The following is a 21425-nucleotide window of genomic DNA, read 5'->3' as shown; positions in this document are numbered from 1 at the left end:
CCGCAGTGTTTTCACCAGACAATTTGTAAATTAGTTTCAGGTACTAGAGACCCTCGGGTAGACAAATATGGTTGATAATTTATCTTACTGGCCATGGGTAGTTGGCTTTATGCAACAGGTAGAGAGCCGATTCTTCAATTTAGTTGATGCACAAAAAATCGGCGCTTAGCGCGCCGAGTGAACTTAATGATCAATCATATCAGCCAAAATGATGGCTGCGTGGGTTTCCACCGCACCTGAATCGAAACCATACATGTGCCCATATTTGTTCGCTAGCTCGGAATGCACATTATTGATGATCTCTTCTTGCCAGCGTTTGAACCAAACGAAGTGGTTGCCGTCACTAAAAATTGGGGTGTAGGGCGCAACTTCTAATTGTTTACCGACTTCCGTTCTAACATCAGCAATGTATTCCAGCAGATCTTTTACGTCCTTTTTTGAGCCTATATTGCCATGGCCGCCATTAATAAAGTTCCAGTGCTTACTGAGCGGTTTCCTCAGAAGATTTTGTAGATCCACTTCGTAACCATGGAAATCTTCCGCTCCCGCGAAATTGTAAAACGGCAGTTGATCAGGGTTAATCATGTCAGCGAAATGCAGCACGCGATCGCTTGGAATTAGAATCATCGTGTTATCTGGTGTGTGACCAGAACCTTCTGGTGCCATCATCTTCAGCCTTATTGAGCCAAATTTGACCGTTCTAGCTCTTTTCAAATCGTACACTTCATTTGGTGCAGGAACTTTAGGGGTTCTCACACCGTTTTCGTTCAATTCAGCGTGAAGGTTGATCTTGTCAGCAACGGTTTGACTCGCGATAACACGGACACGCCCCACCCTTGGGTAATTTTTCTTAATTAAGTCAATAAGTTGATTACCTCCACCTACATGATCTAGGTGATAATGAGAGTACATAATAGCTGTGATCGGCTTATTGGTGATGGATTGAATACCTCGAAACAGCGCATCAATACGACCATCACCAAGAGGGTCAATCAGCAACACCGAGTCTTTGGACACCACAACGGTAGCGTTGTAGTAATTTACTCCGATCCAGTAGGTGTTTTTACCCAATTTCTGTACAGTGAATTTACTGTCATCAAACTGGCGTTCATAAAGGTTATTGATTTTTTGGCCGATTTTCAGCGAGTGCTTTGCTGATGGTTCAACTTCGATTTGAGCCGTTTCACCAGGGAATAAAATCGCGTGTTGGTTATTATGGTCATGGCCTAACGCACTGACATTAAAAGTAAACACTGCAGCAGCAATAGGGGTTAAAGCTAGGGTGGGTAGTTTCATTTTTCTCTCCTCAATAAGATGAAAAAAAGATAAAACAAAAACAAACATATCAAAAATGCATGTTTGTTATAGTATGTAGATCATTTACGCATAATTTTATACGGTGATGGCATGGGTGTACCTGAGTTGAATCTACGCAGTATTGACTTAAATCTGTTAACGATCTTAGAGAAGGTGTTGATCCACAAGCATATTAGTCAAGCCGCTCATGCATTAAACATGAGCCAGCCAGCAGTGAGCCGAGCCCTGATGCGCTTGCGAAAGCAATTTGGTGATCCATTGTTGGTAAAGGTGAAAAATGAGTACCGTTTAACTGCAAAAGGCGAGCGCCTTCGTAGCGAACTGGAGCTATCACTCACTACTATTCGTCATATGTTGGTGGATGATGAGTTTGACCCTCTGCAATACTCGGGCGTGTTCACTATAGGGGCGCTGGATTTCGAAATGATGATGATTGTGCCGAAATTGTTGGCGCGCTTGCAACAGCGAGCTCCAAATTTGAAATTACAAATTGTGTCTTACAACTCGTTTATACCGCTTCATGACTACTTGGAAAAGGTGGCGGATTTATTACTGTATTCCACAGATGAGACACCCACCAACGTATTTAAACAGCGTTTATTTAATGACAATTATGCCATAGTAATGTGTTGTCAGCATCAATGGGCTCATCAGCCTATGACGTTAGCGCGCTATTGCCAGAGCCGACATCTCATCGTTTCTGGTAATGGCTTGTGCAAAACGGATATGGATCATGAGCTAAAAAGGTTGGATGCTCAGCGAGAAGTAGTGGCATCTTTACCACATTTTTCGATGGTGCCGGAGTTATTGATTAACACGGATCTGATTGCCACTTTACCAAAGCGTCTGGTCACTCATTTAAGTAGACGTTATGACATCACGGTAGCCGATTTACCGTTCCACACTGCCGATTTTCAAGTTGAACAATTTTGGCATCTCATTCATCACAATAGCCCAATCCACCAGTGGGTGAGGCAGGAAATAAAAAGCTTGGTGGATGAAGAAATCGGTGAAACGGCGTGAGGCAACTTGATTGAATCGCCTCTTCACTCGATCTCTCAACTGAGCATTATCTTTATCGATAGCCCTGTTATTAAACGGCTAAACAGCGCCTCGCGCAGCTAGACATCCAGAGTTATTTTTAGGCAATGCTACAAAGCAAAGCCGAGATGCGAACTTATCCGTCACCACATCGCTTTGTGCTTTATCGCTACTGTTATAGAGGTGCAAGTGATTATTTTCGACAAAATAAAATCCCAATTGGTTTAATCGTGCCGCCCACCGAAACCCCGATGCTAAATCACACTTTATATAAACACTTAACTCTCGATATTGCATTTGCTGATCACCGCCCCACAGCAACTGATAAGGCACATTTGCGCGTTGTAAAGCCCCTTGCCAAAATCGTGATAAGCGCTGATTTTTATCTTCACAAAGTACGTTTCCATGTGGATTCCAAAGGCTCAAGATAGCGCCCCGTGTATCAAAGCGGGTTGGCCGTAACGGTTGAAAATATACTTGTAAATAAAGCTGCCACAGGTTTGGTTCAATTTTCATGTTTTACTGCTTGTTTGATTGTATTGACCAGTTATCAAGATGGGCTCATGGCTGCTGGTTCGGCTGCTCCATGTAACCGGCCTATACATCTTATCAATAACTAAAAAATTATCACTTAACCAATACAGCAACTCGCTTTTGCTCGTTCTCCGTGAAGGTTTGTTTGAGTAGTAACTCGACTCTTTCTTTTGCGATTTGGCTATCACCAAGCTCGGCTAGAATATTTTGCTTTTGCAGCATAAAGCTTTGTAGTTTTTGCTGCCAATGCTGTTGTTGCTTCTGGACTTCAAGTATACGAGTTGCGGCTTTATCGCCATATTCAGCACTTAGTTCGTTATAGTGTTTTTGCTGCCAGTTTGCGTTTAGGGTGTGTAACTGGGCTGAGGTTTGAAATAACACTTGTTCACGCTTTGGAAGCCCACTGATATGCGTCTCAATTAATTGCTGCTTTTGCGATTCAGATATAGATGCGTCTGACAAAATTTGCCAGCGACTCAAAGCTTGAGTATCCCACGCATTAGCATCTTCAAACCAAACTGCTATCACTTCATCCGTAAAAAATTGCCGCTGCAGTGCGTGTAGCAGCTCAACACGTTCTAGTAGATTAAGATGCGTATCCACATCAATTAAGGCCTGCTTAAATTGCACGTAGAGACCTGCAACTTCGTGAAGGCATTGTGGTAATAATTCCAGATAAGCTTGCCACTGCTCGGCTTGGTTATGGTTTTGTAGCTCAAAAAGCCAATCGTCGATTTGATGCTTATGCTGTTTATTAATGGTCTCACAATGTACGCTTACAGATGCACTCCTTGTGGGTTGTGGGACCTTATGCGCATCATTTTTCAGCTCAGATAACTCCGCGAACCGGGGAACATGACGCGGCGTCTCTTGCTGTTCACTCTCGATATAAACCAGCGACAGCATAGTCAAAATGATTAGCAAAAGGCCCCACTTTTTCATAGCGCCAAACCTTTTAAGCGGCGAATATGCTGGCGATAAACGGTTAATGGGTCTGTTTCGAACAAGTGATGAATACCAATGGTGTGGTTTACCTGATCTAAATGGTTCATTTTGAATTGGTTATTGATCACCTGACCTAAATTACTAGAACAAGCTGATACTAGGCCGTCGTTGGCCTCATCAAAAACTTGAGAGAACAGTGCAAGTGCGTTGTCAGCGGGGTCAAATACGTTGGTCCATGCTTTGCTGCCACTCCATGAAAAATAATGCACGCCATTGCTCGCTAGACTTTGCGTTTCGCCACAATAATGACTTGGCACACCCTCTGGGTATTTTTGGTTGAATGCTAATGTGCCAGCCGTGGTCAAAGCACCTAGTGCTTCGAGTGCGTCTTTTGGTGCGGTGGCTTTACCAGATAGCAAATCAATCAACCCCGCAAGGCCGTTAGCAAGCGACGCTAAAAACTGCTCCGAAAATGAACCATTGTCTACTACACCGCGAACAACATCAGCAAAACGGCTACCCCAGTTTACGCCACCAATACTAGTCGCTGAGGCCACCCACTCAGGTTTAACTGAGGCAACGTAGCGAATAGTTTGCGCACCTTGGCTGTGACCAATTAAATTAACTTTGTCTTTACCCGTTAATGCTCGAACCAACGCAACTTGCTCTAGTAGTTGCTCACCACGCAATTCTGAATTATGGGCTGATGATACTTCTGCAACATAAACCTGCCCACCTTCATCATGGATCACTTGTGGTACGCGATAAAAATAATCTACTCCGAGCAGATTATCAAAACCAAACAGACCGTGAACTAATACCACGGGATACTCTAATTCCTCACCGCTGTGGGCGGGAGAGGTAACGATCGATAGCAACCCAAGCAGGGCGCTGAGAATTAACCTTTTCATGTACTTGCTCCAATTATTACAATTTAGTAACAAATAAACTTTAGATTACAATGGTCAGAGGTCAAGCCAGAATAGTGTGAAAAATGAAATTTTGATGAATGTTACGTAAACAAAAGTAAATAATGGCAGTGTAAGTTAGTACCTAGGCCCAGAGGTTAGCACGCACAGGGTACCCCCAAAAGAAGCCAAAATACGGCTCCTTTCGCGAATTTCTAAAAATTAGATTCAATCGAGGGTAAGGTCTACAAGCAGTCAGCATGAGGATAAGTTGTGAGCTCACCTAAATGCACTTGGTAACTATTGCCGGTAATAGCTGTGGTACCGTAATACCCGGCATCAGAGCCAATAGTAAACGCCTCTGAAGCTGGGATCCCCGCTTTGATAAAGGCTTCAGCATCTGTTTTGGCATTACCATAAGCACGAACGACATCAATGCCCTGCGCCTTTAAGCGATTAATCTCCGCAGTTTTATATTCTGCTGTTTTAAACAAACTGGTTTCATTACTGAGTGATGTGCGTAGAAAGCCTTGCGGTAAGCCCATCCAATTTAACCAACCGCGCGTCCCTTTAGCATACCAATACACTCTGGCTGTTAAGAATACGGGCTGATAGCCCAAATCAAGATAGTGACGAACTAAATCATAGGCGCCATCTTTGGGGTCGGCATGATCTATTCCTGTATAGTCGCCTATTTGCTCGGCATCGGATTCGGTTAATGTGCCATCGATGTCAAACAGGACCGCTTGAGTACCTGGCTCAACAACCGTGACATAACCTTGTGCACCGGTGCCATCAGCTGGTACGCCTGCGTATATACGATACTGCCCTGCCGATAACTCGGGCAAGGTGATAAACGCCTTGCCATCGCCATTGGTGGTTTGCTCACCAAGATACTGCCAATTTGTGTCCGACTCAGCACGGTAGTAAAACTCCACCGACTCGAATTCCAAGTCTTTATGAGTGATGCTACCGTAGTCAAATTTAGCAGTGATCTGAGTTGTAGCACCGGCAGCGGTTACTTGATCGTGCACCATATGGTAACTCGGCAACCAAGATAAGTATTTGTTAAACGAGCTAGAAAAGCTACGCTTGACCATATTAGGTGCAGCATAATGGGTTTCTAATGCGGTAATACTTGGGCAAGTAGGGGTTGCCAGTGATGAAAAAGAGGCAAATAACGCTGCGGTTAAAATAGAATGTCTCATGCACGACTCCGTGTTTATTATTGTCATAACGAATACGTCACCCAAGCAAATAATCGACTTACGTAGGTAACAAAGAGCAAGGCACAACAGAGTTGGCCTTGTCATAAAACGCTAGAGCATAAACTCGAAATGTGTCAAATTTGTTAACTTAAATGTTTTATTTAACATTCCATAGATGTTCTACCATCTCTTGTGTACTGACTTCCATGCAACCTTGGCGGTTAACGCCTGCCCAAAGGGGGCTAAAATCGCCGCATCCTTGCTTTTCAGCAGCAGCGCGCAATGGCGTCAAAGCAGCTGATGCATATGGAAAAGTCGGTACGTCTTCGTTAATGAAGTTAAGATCTATCATTAGCCGATTTTCAATCCCACGGGCAGGGCGACCAGAAAACACATTGGTCACGGCAGACGGCTCAGCCAGTGATTTAAGTGCATCACGATGTACCAAAGAGGTGCTTGCTTCATCACACAGTAAGAAGCAAGTGCCGATTTGTGTTCCACAGGCACCCAATTCGTGCATCATAGTAACATCATGATGAGAAGCAATCCCCCCGGCAGCCACTACAGGCACAGATAGCGCATCACTAAGGATAGTTACCAATTGTCGAGTATGCAGTTGAGACTCAAGTTTTGTCTCGGTGAAGGTTGCCCTGTGCCCACCCGCTTCAATCCCTTGCGCTATCACAATGTCTGCACCATTTTCAGCTAACCATATTCCCTCTTCCAAGGTCGTTGCGGAAGACAAAATAGTCGTCCCCCACGATTTTACGAGCTCGACCAATTCAGTATCAGGAAGCCCAAAATGAAAACTGATCACGGGAGGTTTATAAGGCGCAATGGCCTCAGCCATTTCCCTATCAAATGGGCGTCTTAAGATCCCCATTTCATCAGTAGGTGTTAACTCAAGCTCATCGTAATATGAAGCCAGCTTTTTCTTCCACTTGTCTTGCTGATAAGGATCAGGCTCCGGCATCTCATGGCAAAAAAAGTTAAGGTTATATGGGCCTGAAGCATATGCTTTAAAATGCTCAATTTCTACAACGACCTGCTCTTTACTCAGCATCCCACAAGGGATTGAACCGAGTATTCCGGCATTGGTCGCTGCGACCGCTAAGCGCCAATTTTGCACACCTGCCATTGGCGCTTGGATCATAGGAATGGAGATATTAAGTAATCTGCTAAGCTGCATCACAAGGTCCTTGTTTTAGGCAAAACGACATAAAGCCGAAGGTGCTTTCCAGTGTGGGGAAGAAGCGCTTAACGGTCAATGATTGTGCGGCTAATAAAGCAAACTTTCTCTTGCCAAAACAACCATATTTGAAATAGTGTTTCTATAACAATACAAGGACGCCGTGATGAATATCTCTCTAAGAGCCATTGATAAACAAAACTACGAAGCCATTTGCGATTTAGATGTCAGCCCTGAGCAGCAAGATTTGGTAGCCTGCAACATGTTTTCCATCGTGGAATCAACATTTAATGATGGCTATACCACACGCGCAATTTATCAAGATGATGAAGCTGTTGGGATGCTAATGTGGGTACAAGAGAGTATAGAGCGCATCTCCATTTGGCGCTTTATGGTTGATCAGCAATTTCAGCAACAAGGGATTGGGCGTAAAGCGCTCACCCTCGCACTCGAAGAAATCAAGCAGACACCAAACCTTACCACCATAGAAATCTGTTATGTACCGAGCAACCCCGTTGCAAAATCGTTTTACGCGAGCTTTGGCTTTGAAGAAATTGGAATCAATGAAGAAGATGGTGAAATGCTAGCGGTGATCAAGCTACCTCTATAATAAGTTGTAATTAATGGTAATTTGCGCAAATGAAACATTAGGTTAAACTCACTTAAAAATGTAAGTTGGCCAATTAAAGGAATTACCATGCACGAGCATACTAAACGCATTTGTGATTTTCTCACCGAAATCCAGCTACCTTTTCGATTTCATGAAGTCGAGGAAAATACGTTTTTACCGGGTCTAAAAACGGTAATGGGCACGCTCTATATTGATAATGAGAAATTGCGATATCCAGGTGATATATTGCACGAAGCTGGCCATATCGCCGTATGCGAGCCAATATTCCGCGGCCAACTTCATGAAGATGTGTATAAAAATGGCCTAAAAAATGGCCGAGAGAAACAAGCCATGCAAGGCGAAGAAATGGCCGCCATTGCTTGGTCGGTTGCTGCCATCCAATATATTGGATTGCCTCTAGAGGTCGTATTACATAAGGATGGCTATAAAGGCGCTAGCGCTAGCTTCGTAATTGCTTTTAGGGAAGGAAACGGATTCGGCTACCCATTACTCAGTGCGTGGGATATGACTTGCCCAAAGCAAGGTTTTCCTAAAATGCAGCAATGGATCCGCGAGCTTCGTTGGATCAATGAATGAATTAAGTTAATCCATTCCCTATCTACACCTTAAGCTGTCTAGTAGCTCGAAATAAAAAAGCCCGACCACAAAGTCGAGCTTGGGGAGGCGTGGCGCTTTGGATTGCCACTTGCTTACTGATTAAATTCTTTCTCAGACAGTTTGCCATCTCCGTCGCTGTCGAGCTTATCAAAGATTGAAGCAAGAGATTCTGACAGTGACGCTTCACTTTTAGAAATAAAACCATCTTTGTCTAAGTCAAAATCGTTAAATTCTGCTGCCATTGCTGAGCCGGCAAAAAGTACTGTGGCGGCTGTAATTGCTGTTGCTAACTTTTTCATTGTGACCTCCTAGCCTTTAAAGTTAGAGAATTCAGAAGCACTTAGCTGACCATTTTTGTCTGCATCTAGCTTCTCGAACTGACCAAGTAGTGTTGATGATACTGATGCTTCTTGCTGGCTGATCTGCCCGTCTTTATCCTTGTCTACATCTTGAAATGACAAGGTTGCTGCCAGTGCCATCGTGCTCACCAATACACCTATGGTCGTTGCACATACCGTTCTAAGTTTCATAGCCATTCTCCTCACTATGCCCGTCTCTCATTGCGGCTCTAGTCGCAAATTAACCTTTAAAGTTAGAGAACTCAGTTTCGTTTAGTTCTCCGTCAGCGTTTACATCTAAGTCTTTAAACTGTTCGATAAGCGCTGTATTTACTTTTGCTTCGCTCATGCTAATAGCACCGTTGCCATCTGTGTCATAGCTTGCGAAATCTTCACCAGCAATAGTATTTGCTGAAGCCAATGTTAGACCTGTGATTGATATTGCGATAAGTACATTTTTCATCGTTCTGCTCCTAAAATTTCCTAAATATGATTTGCTTTTGGACGGCTTGATTAGCCTTGGTAATTTGCGAATTCAGACTCGCTTAACTCACCGTCGGCATTACTGTCTAGTTGCGTAAATTGCTCTGCAAGGGACTGATTTACTTTTGCCTCAGTCATGCTGATAGTGCCGTTACCGTCAGTATCATATTTAGTGAAATCTTCACCAGCTAATGCAGAAGCTGAAGCGAATGTTAAACCTGCAATTGAAAGTGCTGCTAATACGTTTTTCATGATAGTCCAATCCTTCTGTCGTTTTCGTAATGGTGTTAAAGGCAGTGGGCGCTACGCCCACCTAGCGATTAACCTTCGTAGTTCGCGTACTCAGATTTGCTTAGCTCGCCATCGGCATTAGTGTCTAAGTCTGCAAACTGCTCAGTTAACGAAGTGCTTACGCTTGCTTCAGTTACACTGATTGAACCGTTGCCATCAGTATCTAGTTTTTCAAAATCGCCACCAGCGAGTGCTGATGCTGAAACCATTGATAGACCTGCGATAGATAGTGCTGCTAGTACGTTTTTCATAATCTAATCCTTCAATTGTGTTATTTTTTGAGTCAGGCACGTGGCCTAACCCATTGTTAAACTCAGTGCTAAATTAGCCTTCGTAATTTGCGTATTCAGACTTACTTAGCTCACCATCTGCGTTAGTGTCTAGATCTGCAAACTGCTCAGTTAATGAAGCGCTCACACTTGCTTCTGCTACACTGATTGAACCGTTGCCATCAGTATCCAATTTTTCAAAATCGCCACCAGCTAGTGCTGATGCTGAAACCATTGATAAACCTGCGATTGATAGTGCTGCTAATACGTTTTTCATAATCTTTTCCTTAAATTGGGGTATATTTTAAACTCTGCTATTATGTCGTCGGCTTGTGACTAGCCTTCAAAGTTATCAAACTCAGACTGGCTTAATTGGCCGTCTTGGTCGGCGTCAAGGTCTTTAAACTGCGCCATCAAATTTGGATTTGCTTTTGATTCGCCTAGTGAGATGTAACCATCTCCATCAACATCGTATTTATCAAACTCAGAGTTTGCGTGAGCACCTACTGATGCGAAAGAAAGTACAGCTGCTGATAGTGCGATTGCTAAAGTTTTCATAATCAGTTCCTCTCATATTTCTAAACTTGTCGTTTCTGCTTCTCTACGTTGGTTTGTGTTGAAGCGAATGTTTTTTGCTTTCGAGATAACTATTCCAACTTTGATGCCAAAGTTTAAAAGAATATAAAAATCAACAAGTTAAAAACAAAGATGAATTTTCATTAAGGATGGATTCAGTGAGATTGTTGCCATTTAGCAACAGGAGATGTCGAGATAAAATTAAAACTTATTTATTTTCAATAAGTTAAACTGTCGCATAAAAGCAACACCTTAAAAAATTAGGATCTAAGTGCAGCCCAAAGCGGTTAAGTTTCATGCGACAATCATTCACATTCGGTATTGAGCAGAACCGCCAGAAAAAATTTTTATAAAAATATCGAAAATTTTTCCTTATCTTTCCTAAAAAATCAGAAAACAAATAAAAAGAATTAAAAATCAACACATTAAAATAGGTTTTCATCCCAAAGCAATTGCTATAAAAGTGACGGAGTGAGCAGGAAACTGACGAAAAACAGAAGTATTTTAAAAAAGTAGCAGAGGAAAAAGAGAGGTGTTGCTAAAAAGCAACATCCGCTAGATTGGTGTTAGATTACGAAGCGGTACCCAACCTTGCAGCTCTGACTTTTTACTTGAGCACCACACCCAACCATTGAGTTGGTTATGACCCAACAAGTGTTCACCTTGAACTACCGATAGTTCCTGAGCGGTATAGTCCATTAATGCAACACCTTGTTTGGGGTTGACTAAGCGAAACACTTGAGCAGGTACCCAACCAGACACTTGCTCCTCAGTTTCACAGAAAAACCAATTGTCCCACCCCTCTTCGCCTTCATATTCTTCACCAACGATCAATCTCGCACCTTGTTTAAACGTGATGGGGGTCGAAAATTCATTGATATGTTCCTTGATTACTTCGTATTCTATATCTAACTGCTTATTTTCCAAGTTTTAACTCCATATAGACAGACAGCGGATCCGATTTGTGATCACCGAATTCTTTTCTTTCGATAAAACCAAACTGCGCATATAACCTGAGGGCTTCTGGTTGCTTAACTCCGGTTTCTAACCGTATCAGTGGATATTGACGATTATCTGCAAAAGCGATTAACTCGGACAAGATTGCTTTTGATAAACCAAGACCGCGATGATTTGGCTTTACATACAGTCTTTTCAACTCACCATAGAGACAATCATGATGCTTTTCGACGATTGCGCCGCAAGCAATGATCTCGTCATGCTGGACAATGCCAATAAAATGCGCAGTAGGTGAGCATAACTCTTGCAATGCCGATAGCTGGTTGCTTTCAGCAGGGTATAGCGAATTCATCAGCGCATCGATTTCTGCTATTAATGTATCAAGCGATGGAAAACTCGCATCAAGTGCAACGATTTGCATTTATCATTCCTTGATTTTCGGTATTAATTAACTAGAGTCGAGGATTAAGCTGAACACCCAAGTGCAACTATTACTAAAAGTACTAAAGTTTGGTAAAGCTCAGCTTCTCACTCAGTTAGCCTTAATGTACGTCAGCCGTTAGACTGGCGCTTTAGCTCCTCTAGCATACGCTCATCGCCCATCAAGTTCTTGAGGATGGCTTTAACCTTAGGATCCGATGCATTTTCGTAGAGAGACAGCAAATCTTGTGCGATCCTTTGCTGCTGCTTTGGATCGGCGCCGGACTGGAAGTACTGTGACATCAACCCTTCTGCAGCGAGACTTTTCACGTAATCATTAGGCTCTTGCTCTAACATTTTCACAAACGATTGTGACAAACGCTCATCAACGATAGGTGTACGCGACACAAGCTCAAGCGCCTGTAGCCTCAACTTTTCATCACTCATGTTATGCGTCATATTGAGGATAGATTCTACTGCTTGATAATCATATTGCTCTAATTCATTGCGATTTAGCATAAACATGTTCATTTGCAGCTGACTCATTGCCGCTAAACGTTCTGCCGCCGGCAAACTGTTATTTAGAATTTTCTGTTTTAAGTCGTTGCTGATTTGACTTGCGTACTCAGGATCAGTTTTTATCCGCATTTCGTAGTCTTCGGGTAAGTCTTCATAAAAGCCATAAATGGGGTTTTCTGCTTTCATCTCGTCGATTTTCTGCTGTTCACGCTTTTCTATCAAAGAGAAGATTAAAGACTCAAACTCATCCGGCGCCTGCTCAGAGAGTAAATCTGATTTTTCCATCGACAACGCCTGTAACCTCGTTTCAAGTTTATTGATCCGAGCCATTAACTGAGCAATTTGTTCAGACTCGTCAGTTGAAATCTGAGTGCCCTGCGTATACTGAGTTGCATTATAGTGAGGCTGTTGAGTAGGACTCTGATACACGTGCGTTGCCACAGGAGAGGTTGCTAATTTGGTTTGAATGACATTAAACCCAGAAAAAGCCAATGCAAGAACTGAGCATGAAAGCGCTATATTGAGTTTAAGATTAGACATGAACGAGTTACCCTTATAAAAAGTAGCAATGTAATAGATCTGCAAGACAAATACTGTAAATGATTGTACTGTAAATTGATACAGCAAGAGGCAATTACGCAGATAATTATTACACTTTGCATAAGGTGAAAAACGAGCCTCTAAACAGCTTGTCATAATTGCCAACAAGGAATGACTGTGAATAATATACTGCAAACCGTCCACTATAAACCTATCACATTGCTTTTACTTGGCATTGCAACGGTTACGTCATTGCTTGGCAGCAGCCCACTTTGGCAAAGTCACCAAGCCTTATTTCAATGGATTTTACCATCAGCCGTACTACTTCTTGTGCTGCGATTAGGGTGGCATGTTCGTAAAACAAGCTTGGCTACTAGCCCCAGCAGTTTGCACAAAGACATAAAACTCTGTTGGATAGCCCTGCTCTTATGTACTTGCGGAGATATCGTCAACTTCAATTTCTTTGAGCTTTATCATCGTCAAGATCAAACCATAAGGCATGACTACTTGATCGACTCCATTTGGTTTTTTGCCCTTGGCTATGGGCTTTTACTTGGACTGCTTATTCGGTTTTTAAGGCGGGAATTTGCATTAACATTAGCAACCGCGACCGTATTGGTTGTGGTGTCTATTACGTTATCGTCGCTTAGCTATCAAATGATGTACCTACCCACGATAAGCCAATACTCCCTGCTGTTGAGCGCAAGTTATAGCTTATTAGTGACCTTGCTCGGTGTATTTGGTTTTTGGCTTATTATTCAAAACGTTAAATTCAACGAAAAAGCCAACTACGCAGTTGCAAGCGGCTTTATCCTAGCAATGCTAGCGGATGCTGTTATCGGTCAATTTTGGCTGTTCGCAAACCAAGGGGATGGCTACTTTCCTATTGCAAGGCACGTTAATTGGGTCATCTATATTGGTTCGCAAACGCTACTATTATTGTTTCCTGTTGCCATGATAAAAACTAATGTCGCGAGGTGTAAAGCATAGGCAATAAAAAGGCCGAACGATGTCGGCCTTAACTATTTGCGCAATATGCCGCGCTATATCGATAAGCGGCTTATCTTTTGACAATCGCATTGTGGTAAACGTTTTGTACGTCATCCACATCTTCAAGCATATTGATTAGCTTTTCGAATGTCTCGATTGCTTCTGGATCTTCAATTTCTACGTGAGTTTGCGGCACCCAAGTGATTTCGTCTACCTCAAACGTGATCCCCTCAAACGCTTCTGTCAGTGCAGTTTTCGCCTTGAAGTATTCAGTGTGAGGTGCGAAAACAGAAACTTGGCCGTCTTCAACTTCTACGTCAGTAACATCAACATCAGCCATCATTAGCGCTTCCAAAACTGACTCGTCGTCATCACCTGCAAATCCTAAGATTGCAAAGTGGTCAAACATATGCGCCACACAACCTGGGTTACCTAAGTTTGAACCAGTTTTGGTAAACGGTAAGCGAACATCTTTGATAGTACGGTTCATGTTGTCTGTTAAACAGTCAACGATGATCATGCTGTTGCCTGGACCGTAACCCTCGTAACGCGCTGGCGTGTAATCTTCACCTGCACCGCCTGCCGCTTTTTCGATTGCTTTATCAATAACGTGTGCAGGAACTTGATCTTTCTTTGCCTTGTCGATTAAACGACGTAGTGACAAGTTCGTTTCAGGATCTGCGCCGCCATTTTTAGCAACAACGTAAATCTCTTTTCCGTATTTTGAGTTTACTTTTGTTTTTGCCGCCGCCGTTTTTGCCATGGCGTTTTTGCGGACTTCAAATGCTCTGCCCATCTTAATGCTCGTTTTTATAAAAATTGGCGAAGATTTTACCAAGACATTTGAGTTACGGCTATACCCTTATTATCCGTGATGGTAATTTGCTTTAAGTCGCACGATTATATGCTTGTTTTGCGGCTATTTTGTGGCGGACCTAAGCAACTTTACTATAGTTAATATTGTTAAAATTTACCGCTACGGGTGGCTTATATATGATTACGTTTGGCTTGGGAAAAGCAAAAAAGCAAGATGGACAAGATACAGCGCTATTTCAACACTTTAAGGCAACAACCCCTTACTTAGAAGTGGATTATCAAACAGATATTTTTCAGGTTAGTCCAGCCTTTAACCGTTTACTCGAATACCCAGTTACCCACGAGCTGAAGTCACTCGCTTTTATATGTCACACCTCAGAAGATGCCGCCGTACTTAAGCGTGGACTCGCTAAACTTGAGCACCAAGCACATGCAAAGGTTGAGCTCTCTTTCAATACAGCGAATGACAACAAACCGAAGAAGTTGTTACTGGAGCTATCACGTACTCAAGAAGGCAGAATTTTAGTTATTGCGACTGACATCGGTCATTACCTCACCAACATTGCCAACATGAGTGCAAATTTACAAGCTTTATCAGCGTCCTTTGCGATTATTGAGTTCGACATGCACGGTAAAGTGCTGAGCGCGAATGACAACTTTTTGTCCGTTATGGGATACAGCTTAGAAGAAATACAAGACAAGCATCACAGTCTGTTTGTTAAGGATGACTACGCAGCCAGTGAGGAATATCAAGCATTTTGGCAACGCTTAAATAATGGCGAATTTTTTGAAGGTGAATTCGCAAGGCAAACAAAATCAGGTAAAACGATATGGATCCAAGCCACTTATAATCCAATTTTTGATGAACACAATAGACCTATCAAAGTCGTAAAATATGCCTCAGATATCACCGCACAAAAATCAAAAGCCGCTGACTTTCAAGGGCAAGTTGATGCCATCAAACAAACTCAAGCCGTTATTGAGTTTGACTCTTACGGCAACATAAAGACTGCAAACAGGCTATTTTTAAATGCGGTTGGTTACACATTAAGTGAAATACAAGGTCAACACCATCGACTCTTTGTGGCACAAGAAGAAGCTGAGAGCAGCGAATATCAAGACTTTTGGCACGCTTTACGACAAGGTAAACATCAATCAGGTGAGTTTAAACGTCTAACCAAATCAGGAAACATTCTGTGGATCCAAGCAACGTATACCCCCATCTATGACGAAAATGGCCAGTTGGACAAAATCGTCAAATATGCCTCCGATATTACTCAAGCAAAACTGGCGTCTTTCGACTTTGCCGGACAACTCAAAGCCATCAATCGCTCGCAAGCTGTTATCGAGTTTGATTTGCAAGGTAATATTTTAAAAGCAAATGAAAATTTCCTGTCTGTTATGGGCTACAAGAAAGAAGAAATCATTGGCAAGCATCACAGCATGTTCGTCGACAGCTTTTACGCGCAAAGCAGTGAATACAAAGCATTCTGGCAGCGTTTAAAACAGGGCCAATTTGAAGCCGGAGAGTTTCACCGTTTCGGCAAAGGTGGCAAAGCAATCTGGATTAGTGCCACCTACAACCCAATTTTAGACGAGCAAGGCAAGCCGATAAAAGTCGTTAAGTTCGCAACGGACATTACCGAGCAAAAGGCCACTGCTGCTGATTTTGATGGTCAGCTTCAAGCCATTCGTAAGTCACAAGCCGTCATTGAGTTTGCAATGGATGGTACTATTTTATGGGCCAATGAGTCATTCCTAGATACGATGGGGTACTCACTTGACGAAATCAAAGGTAAACATCACCGTATTTTTGCTACACACGAACAAGCCACTAGCTCTGAATACCAGCAATTTTGGCAAAAGCTCAACCGAGGTGAGTTCGACTCAGGACAATACTTAAGGTTGGCAAAACAAGGTCGAGAGGTATGGATCCAAGCGTCTTATAACCCTATCCTCGATCAACAAGGCCGCCCCTTTAAAGTCGTTAAATATGCAACGGATATCACAGAACAAAAACAAGCGGTTGAACATATTAAAGATGCTATCTTGGCAATGGAACAAGGTGATTTAAGACATAGGATCACCCACCGCTTAGGTGGCGAGTTCTCGGTGCTGCAACAAGCGATGAACGGATTATTCGACAAATTAAGTGATTTAGTTAACACCATAAACAACGGTGCAGAGCAAGTGTTTGATGTAGCTAAACAAATCGCGAATAACAACGAAGAACTCAATAGCCGCATTGAAAATCAAGCGGCGAGCTTAGAAGAAACCGCCGCTACTATGGAAGAGCTTACCGCTACGGTTAAAAAGAATGCGAGTAGCGCAAGCAATGCCGCAGAGAAAGCGACTATTGTTAGAGAAAAAGCACACTCAGGTAAAGCATCGATTGATGATGCCATTACCGCAGTAGGTAAAATCGAATCTTACAGCACGAAAATCTCTGACATTATCAGTGTCATTGACGAAATCGCTTTCCAAACCAACCTCTTAGCACTCAATGCTTCCGTTGAAGCAGCCCGGGCTGGTGAGGCTGGACGCGGATTTGCCGTGGTTGCCGGAGAGGTAAGAAACCTTGCTCAACGTAGTGCATCAGCGGCACGTGAAATCAAAGCATTGATCAAAAATAGCGTTGATGCTGTGGCGCAAGGCAGCAAACTTGTATACGAGTCTGGCACGACTTTCGATGAGCTAATGCAATCAATTGCCGAGGTGAGCAAAATGGTGGCTGACATAGATAACGCTGGGAAAGAGCAAGCTGAAGGGATAGCTGCGGTTTCCACCACCATCGCGCAAATGGATAATATTACTCAGCAGAACGTTACTCTGGTTGAAACAACATCTCGTTCAGGTAGAAATATGGAAAATCAAGCCAAACTACTTACCGATCAGGTTGCATTTTTTCAACTAGATGAATAGTTAAGGGCGCACTATCTACACAACCACATACAAGTAATTTATCTGAATATACCCGTTGTACCCTTCATGCATCGGGTATGTTATGCTCGTCCCGCTGGCCAATCTTCCTTTTGTTTATCGCTTTACCCATTTGGACTGTTTTATTAAACAAAAGGAAAAATGATGATAAGTCCAGTTACACCAAGCGATCACCAAGAACTACTGGCTGTTTGGGAAGACTCTGTGCGAGCCACTCATGATTTTATCACTGAGGCGGATATCGCTTATTTTAAACCTATTATTATTGAACAGGCGTTTCCAAACGTTACGCTGCACTGTGTAAAAAATAGCGATGCGAATATCGTCGGTTTTATCGGTATACATGACCGAAAGATCGAGATGTTGTTTGTACTGGCGAAATGCAGAGGACAAGGTGTCGGAACTGAGCTGCTTCACTTTGCGCTTGAAACACAAAATGTGCAGTTTGTTGATGTCAATGAGCAAAACCCCGAAGCCGTCGGCTTTTATGAAGCTAAAGGTTTTGAAGTGTATGAGCGCTCACCAACTGACGATATGGGAAAGCCTTACCCAATCCTACGAATGCGACTTCTAACGTCAGCTTAATTCAAATATGGGCCTACGCAACGGGCCCATAATTTATCTTTGTCTAGCCAGAGCACTTAGAAAACGCCTAGCATACTGATATTTAAATCAGAGAAATCGATACAATCACATTACATACAGTAAACGAGCAGTTGAAAGTAAACGCACTAAAGCTGTTTGCTTGGCAAGTATTAGTAACCCGAGCTAATCACTTTCATTAAGGCCGTCTCTTGATCGTTAAAAAACTTTGACCATTTACAATCATTTACTATTTAAATAAGAAGCACAATAAAATTTATCTCCATCTTTAAACTGGCTATTTTTCAATCTAAAGCCCCGCTTTTCAGTACAAAAACCAACCCAATCAAATTTATGTAATTAAAGTTAAATTGACAATCGCACACAAAATAAAATAAATGTAACAAAACAAAAACAAGGAGAGAAAAAATGATAAAACAGTTATTACTTACTTCCGCTCTATTCGGATTAGCAATTTGTTCGACTAATGCACTAGCAGATCAAGTGCTGTGCGCTGTAAGCCCTACGAGTACCCCTCAGGAAATGAAACCCGATTTTTGTGGGAGCCAAAGAGTAACATCCTCGAGACCCTACGTAAGCTTTCAATTTGAACCATCCAAACCTGTAGAGCATGTGACGTGGCGTTTCAGCACACCATTATCTGGTAGATGGGAGTGTGGTCCAAGCACTGAGTGTGTTTTTTATGATGATGGGCTCGACAGCTCACCTTTGAGAGATGCAACAGCGTGTGTCACCAGAGTACTTTACAAAGATGGCACATGGAAAAGTATGAACGAATGCGCAACTGCGATTTATAACTTAGGTTCTAGGTTCTAGAGCTCATCACAAACCAATAATAATTTGAATTATAAGGAATATAAAAATGAAAAAAACGATAATTTCAAGCACACTACTTTTACTCGCTACAACTACCTACTCACAGCAAGCTGAAGCAGCACACGTTGAGTGCCTGATCGGTGGAACTAGTACACAACAGTTTTTTGAACCCGACTTCTGTTCAGCGATGGCTAACACAGACCGTCCCTCCGTTGCATTTAGATTCATTGCAGACAAAGATGTTGCAGATGTGGTTTGGTCATATAGTGCATCCGCTACAGGGAGCTGGAACTGTGGTAGCAGTACATACTGTAGCTTCCGCGATAATGGCAGACAAAATAACGATTTGTTCTACAATGCTTCGGCCTGTGTAACAAAAGTACTTTATAAAGATGGGACGTGGGAAAATACAAACCATTGCGCTAATGGGCATTACTCAAAGCAGTCAAGCAATCCATTCTAAGGGGTTATGCGTATGAAATTTTCAATATCAGCCTTGGTATTTCTCACGACTTCTGTCTTTTCAGGCCACGCCTCAAGCTCAGAAAGTGTACAATGTGTAATTAGCCCTACGAGTACACCACAAGAGTGGCAAGATATGTGTGTAACTCATGATGTTATGTCACCAAAGCCTACTGTAAGCTTCCGTTTTCAATCGACAAAACCGATTGAGCAGGTTAGATGGAACTACAGTGCGTCCGCTACAGGCGTTTGGGATTGTGGTACAACACAATACTGTCAGTTTAAAGATAACGGTAGAGACTCGAGTAGTTTCAGAGATGCTAGAGCTTGCGTAACCCGAGTTTTATACAAAGATGGAACTTGGAAAGACACTAACGAATGCGCACAAGCTTTGTATGGAACTGGAAATCGTTCTAGATAGTGTCAATGGATAAAAATGAAGCTTTGCATTCATATAAAGCTTCATTTTTATTTACCAAACTAAGAAAATAAATTGGGGTAATCTACTTCAGCAAGTTGCATACTATTTGGCAGGCAATCATTTCTCATAAAAGTCATTAGTTCTGGGCGCTTCTCACATAGCAACACATCCAATGCTAAACGATTTTTTCCATACACACCTCGATGTATCATATTGGCTGAAAATACAAGAAGATCTCCGGCCTTTAGCGCTATAACCTCACTGTTAGGTAGATTGTTATGGTTTCGATACCCTGCCTGTTCTAACCTGACATTTAGCTCTTGAGGTAAGTCCCAACGTTTATGAGTACCCGGGATCAGCTCTATTCCTGGTTCATCTTCCAATGCTAACCGAAAATGAACAACTTCAGGCCCCAACAACAATGCTTGTTTTTGCTCCTCAATGGTTAAATGATATTGAGGATCTCGATGCCAATAATTTAGTTGGCTTGCATTCACGGGATTAAAGAATAGTTGAGTATTCATAAACCCAAACTCACGCGTGAATATCGTTGACGCGAGCTTAAAGAGTGAAGCAGAGGCAATAAATTTAAAAAGGACAAGCCTTTGCTGTTCGTCTAGATACTTTGGTGCGGTAAGATAAGCAGAATTGACTGCCTTATTTTGATAAAAGTCACTATTATCATTCTGCCAGGCTCGATGGAATGCTAAAACAACCTGCTTTATCTTATTAAGCTCAGTGGAGGATATAAACTTGGGTTTTAGAACGTAACCACACTCATCAAAATTATGAACCGACTTTCCCATCACTTATCGACCTCTGACATTGCAGAAAACTCTCCGATAACTAAACCAATTTCATTTTGCCTCATATCGTACTCTTCCATTTATGGAGTGTGTTTAACCTGAGGTTTGGATTACCAACATCATATATCATGGGGTTTATCTGGTGATATAAACAAGGTAATGTTGTTGCAAGAGTCATGAAACAATTGGCTTCAACCTTAGAGCATATAGTTTTAAAGCATCATTTACGGATTGCAGGCTGATTGCTTCGCTGTTTGACTCTAGCTTTTAAATTTTGCAATCACAGCGCGTCTAAAATGACTTCAGCCTTACTTACTTCAAATTGCTTAGGTTGTTCTACATTGAGCTTTGTCACAACACCATCTTCAATAATCATAGCGTAACGCTGCGAACGCACACCGCCAAATGCTGCGGTATCCATTTCGAGCCCCAACGCCTTGGTAAAGCTTGCATCGCCGTCTCCAAGCATCATAATTGCTTCTGCATTTTGTGCATCACCCCAAGCTTTCATTACGAAGGCATCGTTTACTGATATACATGCGATAATATCAACACCTTTTTCAACAAACTTATCTGCATTCACGACAAAACCAGGTAAATGAGATGCTGAGCAAGTTGGTGTAAAGGCACCAGGAACTGCGAAAAGTACAACTTTCTTACCTGAAAAAAGTGTCGTTACTTCATGATGAATCATACCGTCAGAGGTGAGCTCGCTCAGCTCTGCATGTGGTAATTTTTTTCCAACTTCAATCATTGTTTACGTCCTTAAAATTAGGGCTAAATGCCTATATTTTGTTACTTAACCAAA

Annotated in this window: 27 protein-coding genes; 8 read left to right on the top strand and 19 right to left on the bottom strand. The window is 42.3% G+C overall.

Annotated elements, in window-relative coordinates; all coding sequences use genetic code 11:
• Nucleotides 1-183: 183 nt before the first annotated feature.
• A complete protein-coding gene (locus tag QSH61_RS22250) occupies nt 184-1296 on the bottom strand; it encodes a VarG family subclass B1-like metallo-beta-lactamase (RefSeq protein ID WP_206471772.1) in 1113 nt (370 codons plus the stop codon).
• A gap of 111 nt (nt 1297-1407) precedes the next feature.
• Here QSH61_RS22250 and QSH61_RS22245 point away from each other — a divergent pair, with 111 nt between their 5' ends.
• Complete coding sequence (locus tag QSH61_RS22245; RefSeq protein WP_206471771.1) at nt 1408-2340, top strand: LysR family transcriptional regulator; 933 nt, start codon at nt 1408-1410, stop codon at nt 2338-2340.
• A gap of 78 nt (nt 2341-2418) precedes the next feature.
• On the opposite strand, the gene QSH61_RS22240 is transcribed toward QSH61_RS22245, so the two are convergent.
• The 5 genes from QSH61_RS22240 to QSH61_RS22220 form a co-directional block, all read right to left on the bottom strand.
• Entirely contained in the window at nt 2419-2874 is a 456-nt protein-coding gene (locus QSH61_RS22240) for a hypothetical protein (protein ID WP_206471770.1), read from the bottom strand.
• Nucleotides 2875-2985: 111 nt separating this feature from the next.
• Nucleotides 2986-3834 (bottom strand): lipase secretion chaperone, encoded by an 849-nt coding sequence (locus tag QSH61_RS22235; RefSeq protein WP_102058287.1) that lies wholly within the window; start codon nt 3832-3834, stop codon nt 2986-2988.
• Nucleotides 3831-4748 carry an esterase/lipase family protein gene (locus QSH61_RS22230; protein WP_206471769.1) on the bottom strand — a complete coding sequence of 306 codons (918 nt, stop codon included), beginning with the start codon at nt 4746-4748 and terminating at the stop codon, nt 3831-3833. The genes QSH61_RS22235 and QSH61_RS22230 overlap by 4 nt, the downstream gene beginning before the upstream one ends.
• A gap of 242 nt (nt 4749-4990) precedes the next feature.
• Nucleotides 4991-5953, bottom strand: a complete 963-nt coding sequence (locus QSH61_RS22225; protein WP_206471768.1) for an LNS2 domain-containing protein — start codon at nt 5951-5953, stop codon at nt 4991-4993.
• 157 nt (nt 5954-6110) lie between these two features.
• Nucleotides 6111-7142 carry an NAD(P)H-dependent flavin oxidoreductase gene (locus QSH61_RS22220; RefSeq protein WP_206471767.1) on the bottom strand — a complete coding sequence of 344 codons (1032 nt, stop codon included), beginning with the start codon at nt 7140-7142 and terminating at the stop codon, nt 6111-6113.
• Nucleotides 7143-7308: 166 nt separating this feature from the next.
• Here QSH61_RS22220 and QSH61_RS22215 point away from each other — a divergent pair, with 166 nt between their 5' ends.
• Nucleotides 7309-7752 carry a GNAT family N-acetyltransferase gene (locus QSH61_RS22215; protein ID WP_206471766.1) on the top strand — a complete coding sequence of 148 codons (444 nt, stop codon included), beginning with the start codon at nt 7309-7311 and terminating at the stop codon, nt 7750-7752.
• An 87-nt stretch (nt 7753-7839) separates the two neighbouring features.
• Nucleotides 7840-8349, top strand: coding sequence for a hypothetical protein (locus QSH61_RS22210; RefSeq protein ID WP_206471765.1), 510 nt, complete (start codon nt 7840-7842; stop codon nt 8347-8349).
• Between the two features lie 113 nt (nt 8350-8462).
• Here QSH61_RS22210 and QSH61_RS22205 read toward each other — a convergent pair whose 3' ends face one another.
• The 10 genes from QSH61_RS22205 to QSH61_RS22160 all read right to left on the bottom strand — a co-directional run bounded on the left by QSH61_RS22205 (nt 8463) and on the right by QSH61_RS22160 (nt 12763).
• Nucleotides 8463-8669 (bottom strand): EF-hand domain-containing protein, encoded by a 207-nt coding sequence (locus QSH61_RS22205; RefSeq protein ID WP_010375685.1) that lies wholly within the window; start codon nt 8667-8669, stop codon nt 8463-8465.
• Between the two features lie 9 nt (nt 8670-8678).
• A complete protein-coding gene (locus QSH61_RS22200) occupies nt 8679-8900 on the bottom strand; it encodes a crotonobetainyl-CoA--carnitine CoA-transferase (protein ID WP_010375684.1) in 222 nt (73 codons plus the stop codon).
• 49 nt (nt 8901-8949) lie between these two features.
• Entirely contained in the window at nt 8950-9171 is a 222-nt protein-coding gene (locus QSH61_RS22195; protein ID WP_206471764.1) for a PLC family EF-hand domain-containing protein, read from the bottom strand.
• Nucleotides 9172-9221: 50 nt separating this feature from the next.
• Nucleotides 9222-9443, bottom strand: coding sequence for an EF-hand domain-containing protein (locus QSH61_RS22190; protein ID WP_017218753.1), 222 nt, complete (start codon nt 9441-9443; stop codon nt 9222-9224).
• Nucleotides 9444-9511: 68 nt separating this feature from the next.
• A complete protein-coding gene (locus QSH61_RS22185) occupies nt 9512-9733 on the bottom strand; it encodes an EF-hand domain-containing protein (RefSeq protein ID WP_010603891.1) in 222 nt (73 codons plus the stop codon).
• Between the two features lie 73 nt (nt 9734-9806).
• Nucleotides 9807-10028 (bottom strand): EF-hand domain-containing protein, encoded by a 222-nt coding sequence (locus QSH61_RS22180; RefSeq protein ID WP_010603892.1) that lies wholly within the window; start codon nt 10026-10028, stop codon nt 9807-9809.
• A gap of 59 nt (nt 10029-10087) precedes the next feature.
• Nucleotides 10088-10309 carry an EF-hand domain-containing protein gene (locus QSH61_RS22175; protein ID WP_010375679.1) on the bottom strand — a complete coding sequence of 74 codons (222 nt, stop codon included), beginning with the start codon at nt 10307-10309 and terminating at the stop codon, nt 10088-10090.
• Between the two features lie 573 nt (nt 10310-10882).
• A complete protein-coding gene (locus tag QSH61_RS22170; protein ID WP_206471763.1) occupies nt 10883-11254 on the bottom strand; it encodes an SH3 domain-containing protein in 372 nt (123 codons plus the stop codon).
• Nucleotides 11244-11705, bottom strand: coding sequence for a GNAT family N-acetyltransferase (locus QSH61_RS22165; RefSeq protein WP_206471762.1), 462 nt, complete (start codon nt 11703-11705; stop codon nt 11244-11246). The genes QSH61_RS22170 and QSH61_RS22165 overlap by 11 nt, the downstream gene beginning before the upstream one ends.
• 131 nt (nt 11706-11836) lie before the next feature.
• Nucleotides 11837-12763 (bottom strand): hypothetical protein, encoded by a 927-nt coding sequence (locus QSH61_RS22160; protein ID WP_102058280.1) that lies wholly within the window; start codon nt 12761-12763, stop codon nt 11837-11839.
• 177 nt (nt 12764-12940) lie between these two features.
• Between QSH61_RS22160 and QSH61_RS22155 the strand changes: the two genes are divergently transcribed.
• Complete coding sequence (locus tag QSH61_RS22155) at nt 12941-13753, top strand: hypothetical protein (RefSeq protein ID WP_206471761.1); 813 nt, start codon at nt 12941-12943, stop codon at nt 13751-13753.
• Nucleotides 13754-13823: 70 nt separating this feature from the next.
• Here the strand turns inward: QSH61_RS22155 and QSH61_RS22150 are convergent, their stop codons facing one another.
• Nucleotides 13824-14549: a YebC/PmpR family DNA-binding transcriptional regulator gene (locus QSH61_RS22150; RefSeq protein ID WP_010375669.1), complete on the bottom strand. Its 726-nt coding sequence runs from the start codon at nt 14547-14549 to the stop codon at nt 13824-13826.
• A 197-nt stretch (nt 14550-14746) separates the two neighbouring features.
• Between QSH61_RS22150 and QSH61_RS22145 the strand changes: the two genes are divergently transcribed.
• From QSH61_RS22145 to QSH61_RS22130, 4 genes are all read left to right on the top strand, one after another.
• Nucleotides 14747-17491, top strand: coding sequence for a methyl-accepting chemotaxis protein (locus QSH61_RS22145; protein ID WP_206471760.1), 2745 nt, complete (start codon nt 14747-14749; stop codon nt 17489-17491).
• A gap of 162 nt (nt 17492-17653) precedes the next feature.
• Nucleotides 17654-18094: a GNAT family N-acetyltransferase gene (locus QSH61_RS22140; protein ID WP_206471839.1), complete on the top strand. Its 441-nt coding sequence runs from the start codon at nt 17654-17656 to the stop codon at nt 18092-18094.
• 880 nt (nt 18095-18974) lie between these two features.
• Nucleotides 18975-19391, top strand: coding sequence for a hypothetical protein (locus tag QSH61_RS22135; RefSeq protein WP_010603900.1), 417 nt, complete (start codon nt 18975-18977; stop codon nt 19389-19391).
• 12 nt (nt 19392-19403) lie between these two features.
• Nucleotides 19404-19811, top strand: coding sequence for a hypothetical protein (locus tag QSH61_RS22130; protein ID WP_157782766.1), 408 nt, complete (start codon nt 19404-19406; stop codon nt 19809-19811).
• A 59-nt stretch (nt 19812-19870) separates the two neighbouring features.
• On the opposite strand, the gene QSH61_RS22125 is transcribed toward QSH61_RS22130, so the two are convergent.
• Complete coding sequence (locus tag QSH61_RS22125; protein ID WP_174169645.1) at nt 19871-20617, bottom strand: phytanoyl-CoA dioxygenase family protein; 747 nt, start codon at nt 20615-20617, stop codon at nt 19871-19873.
• Nucleotides 20618-20897: 280 nt separating this feature from the next.
• Nucleotides 20898-21371, bottom strand: coding sequence for a peroxiredoxin (locus tag QSH61_RS22120; protein WP_102058276.1), 474 nt, complete (start codon nt 21369-21371; stop codon nt 20898-20900).
• Nucleotides 21372-21425: the final 54 nt, after the last annotated feature.

The organism is Pseudoalteromonas sp. JC3, from assembly GCF_030291895.1.
GTDB lineage: Bacteria > Pseudomonadota > Gammaproteobacteria > Enterobacterales > Alteromonadaceae > Pseudoalteromonas.
Note: the sequence above shows the minus strand (reverse complement) of the source record. Positions and strands in the feature narration are given on the sequence as shown.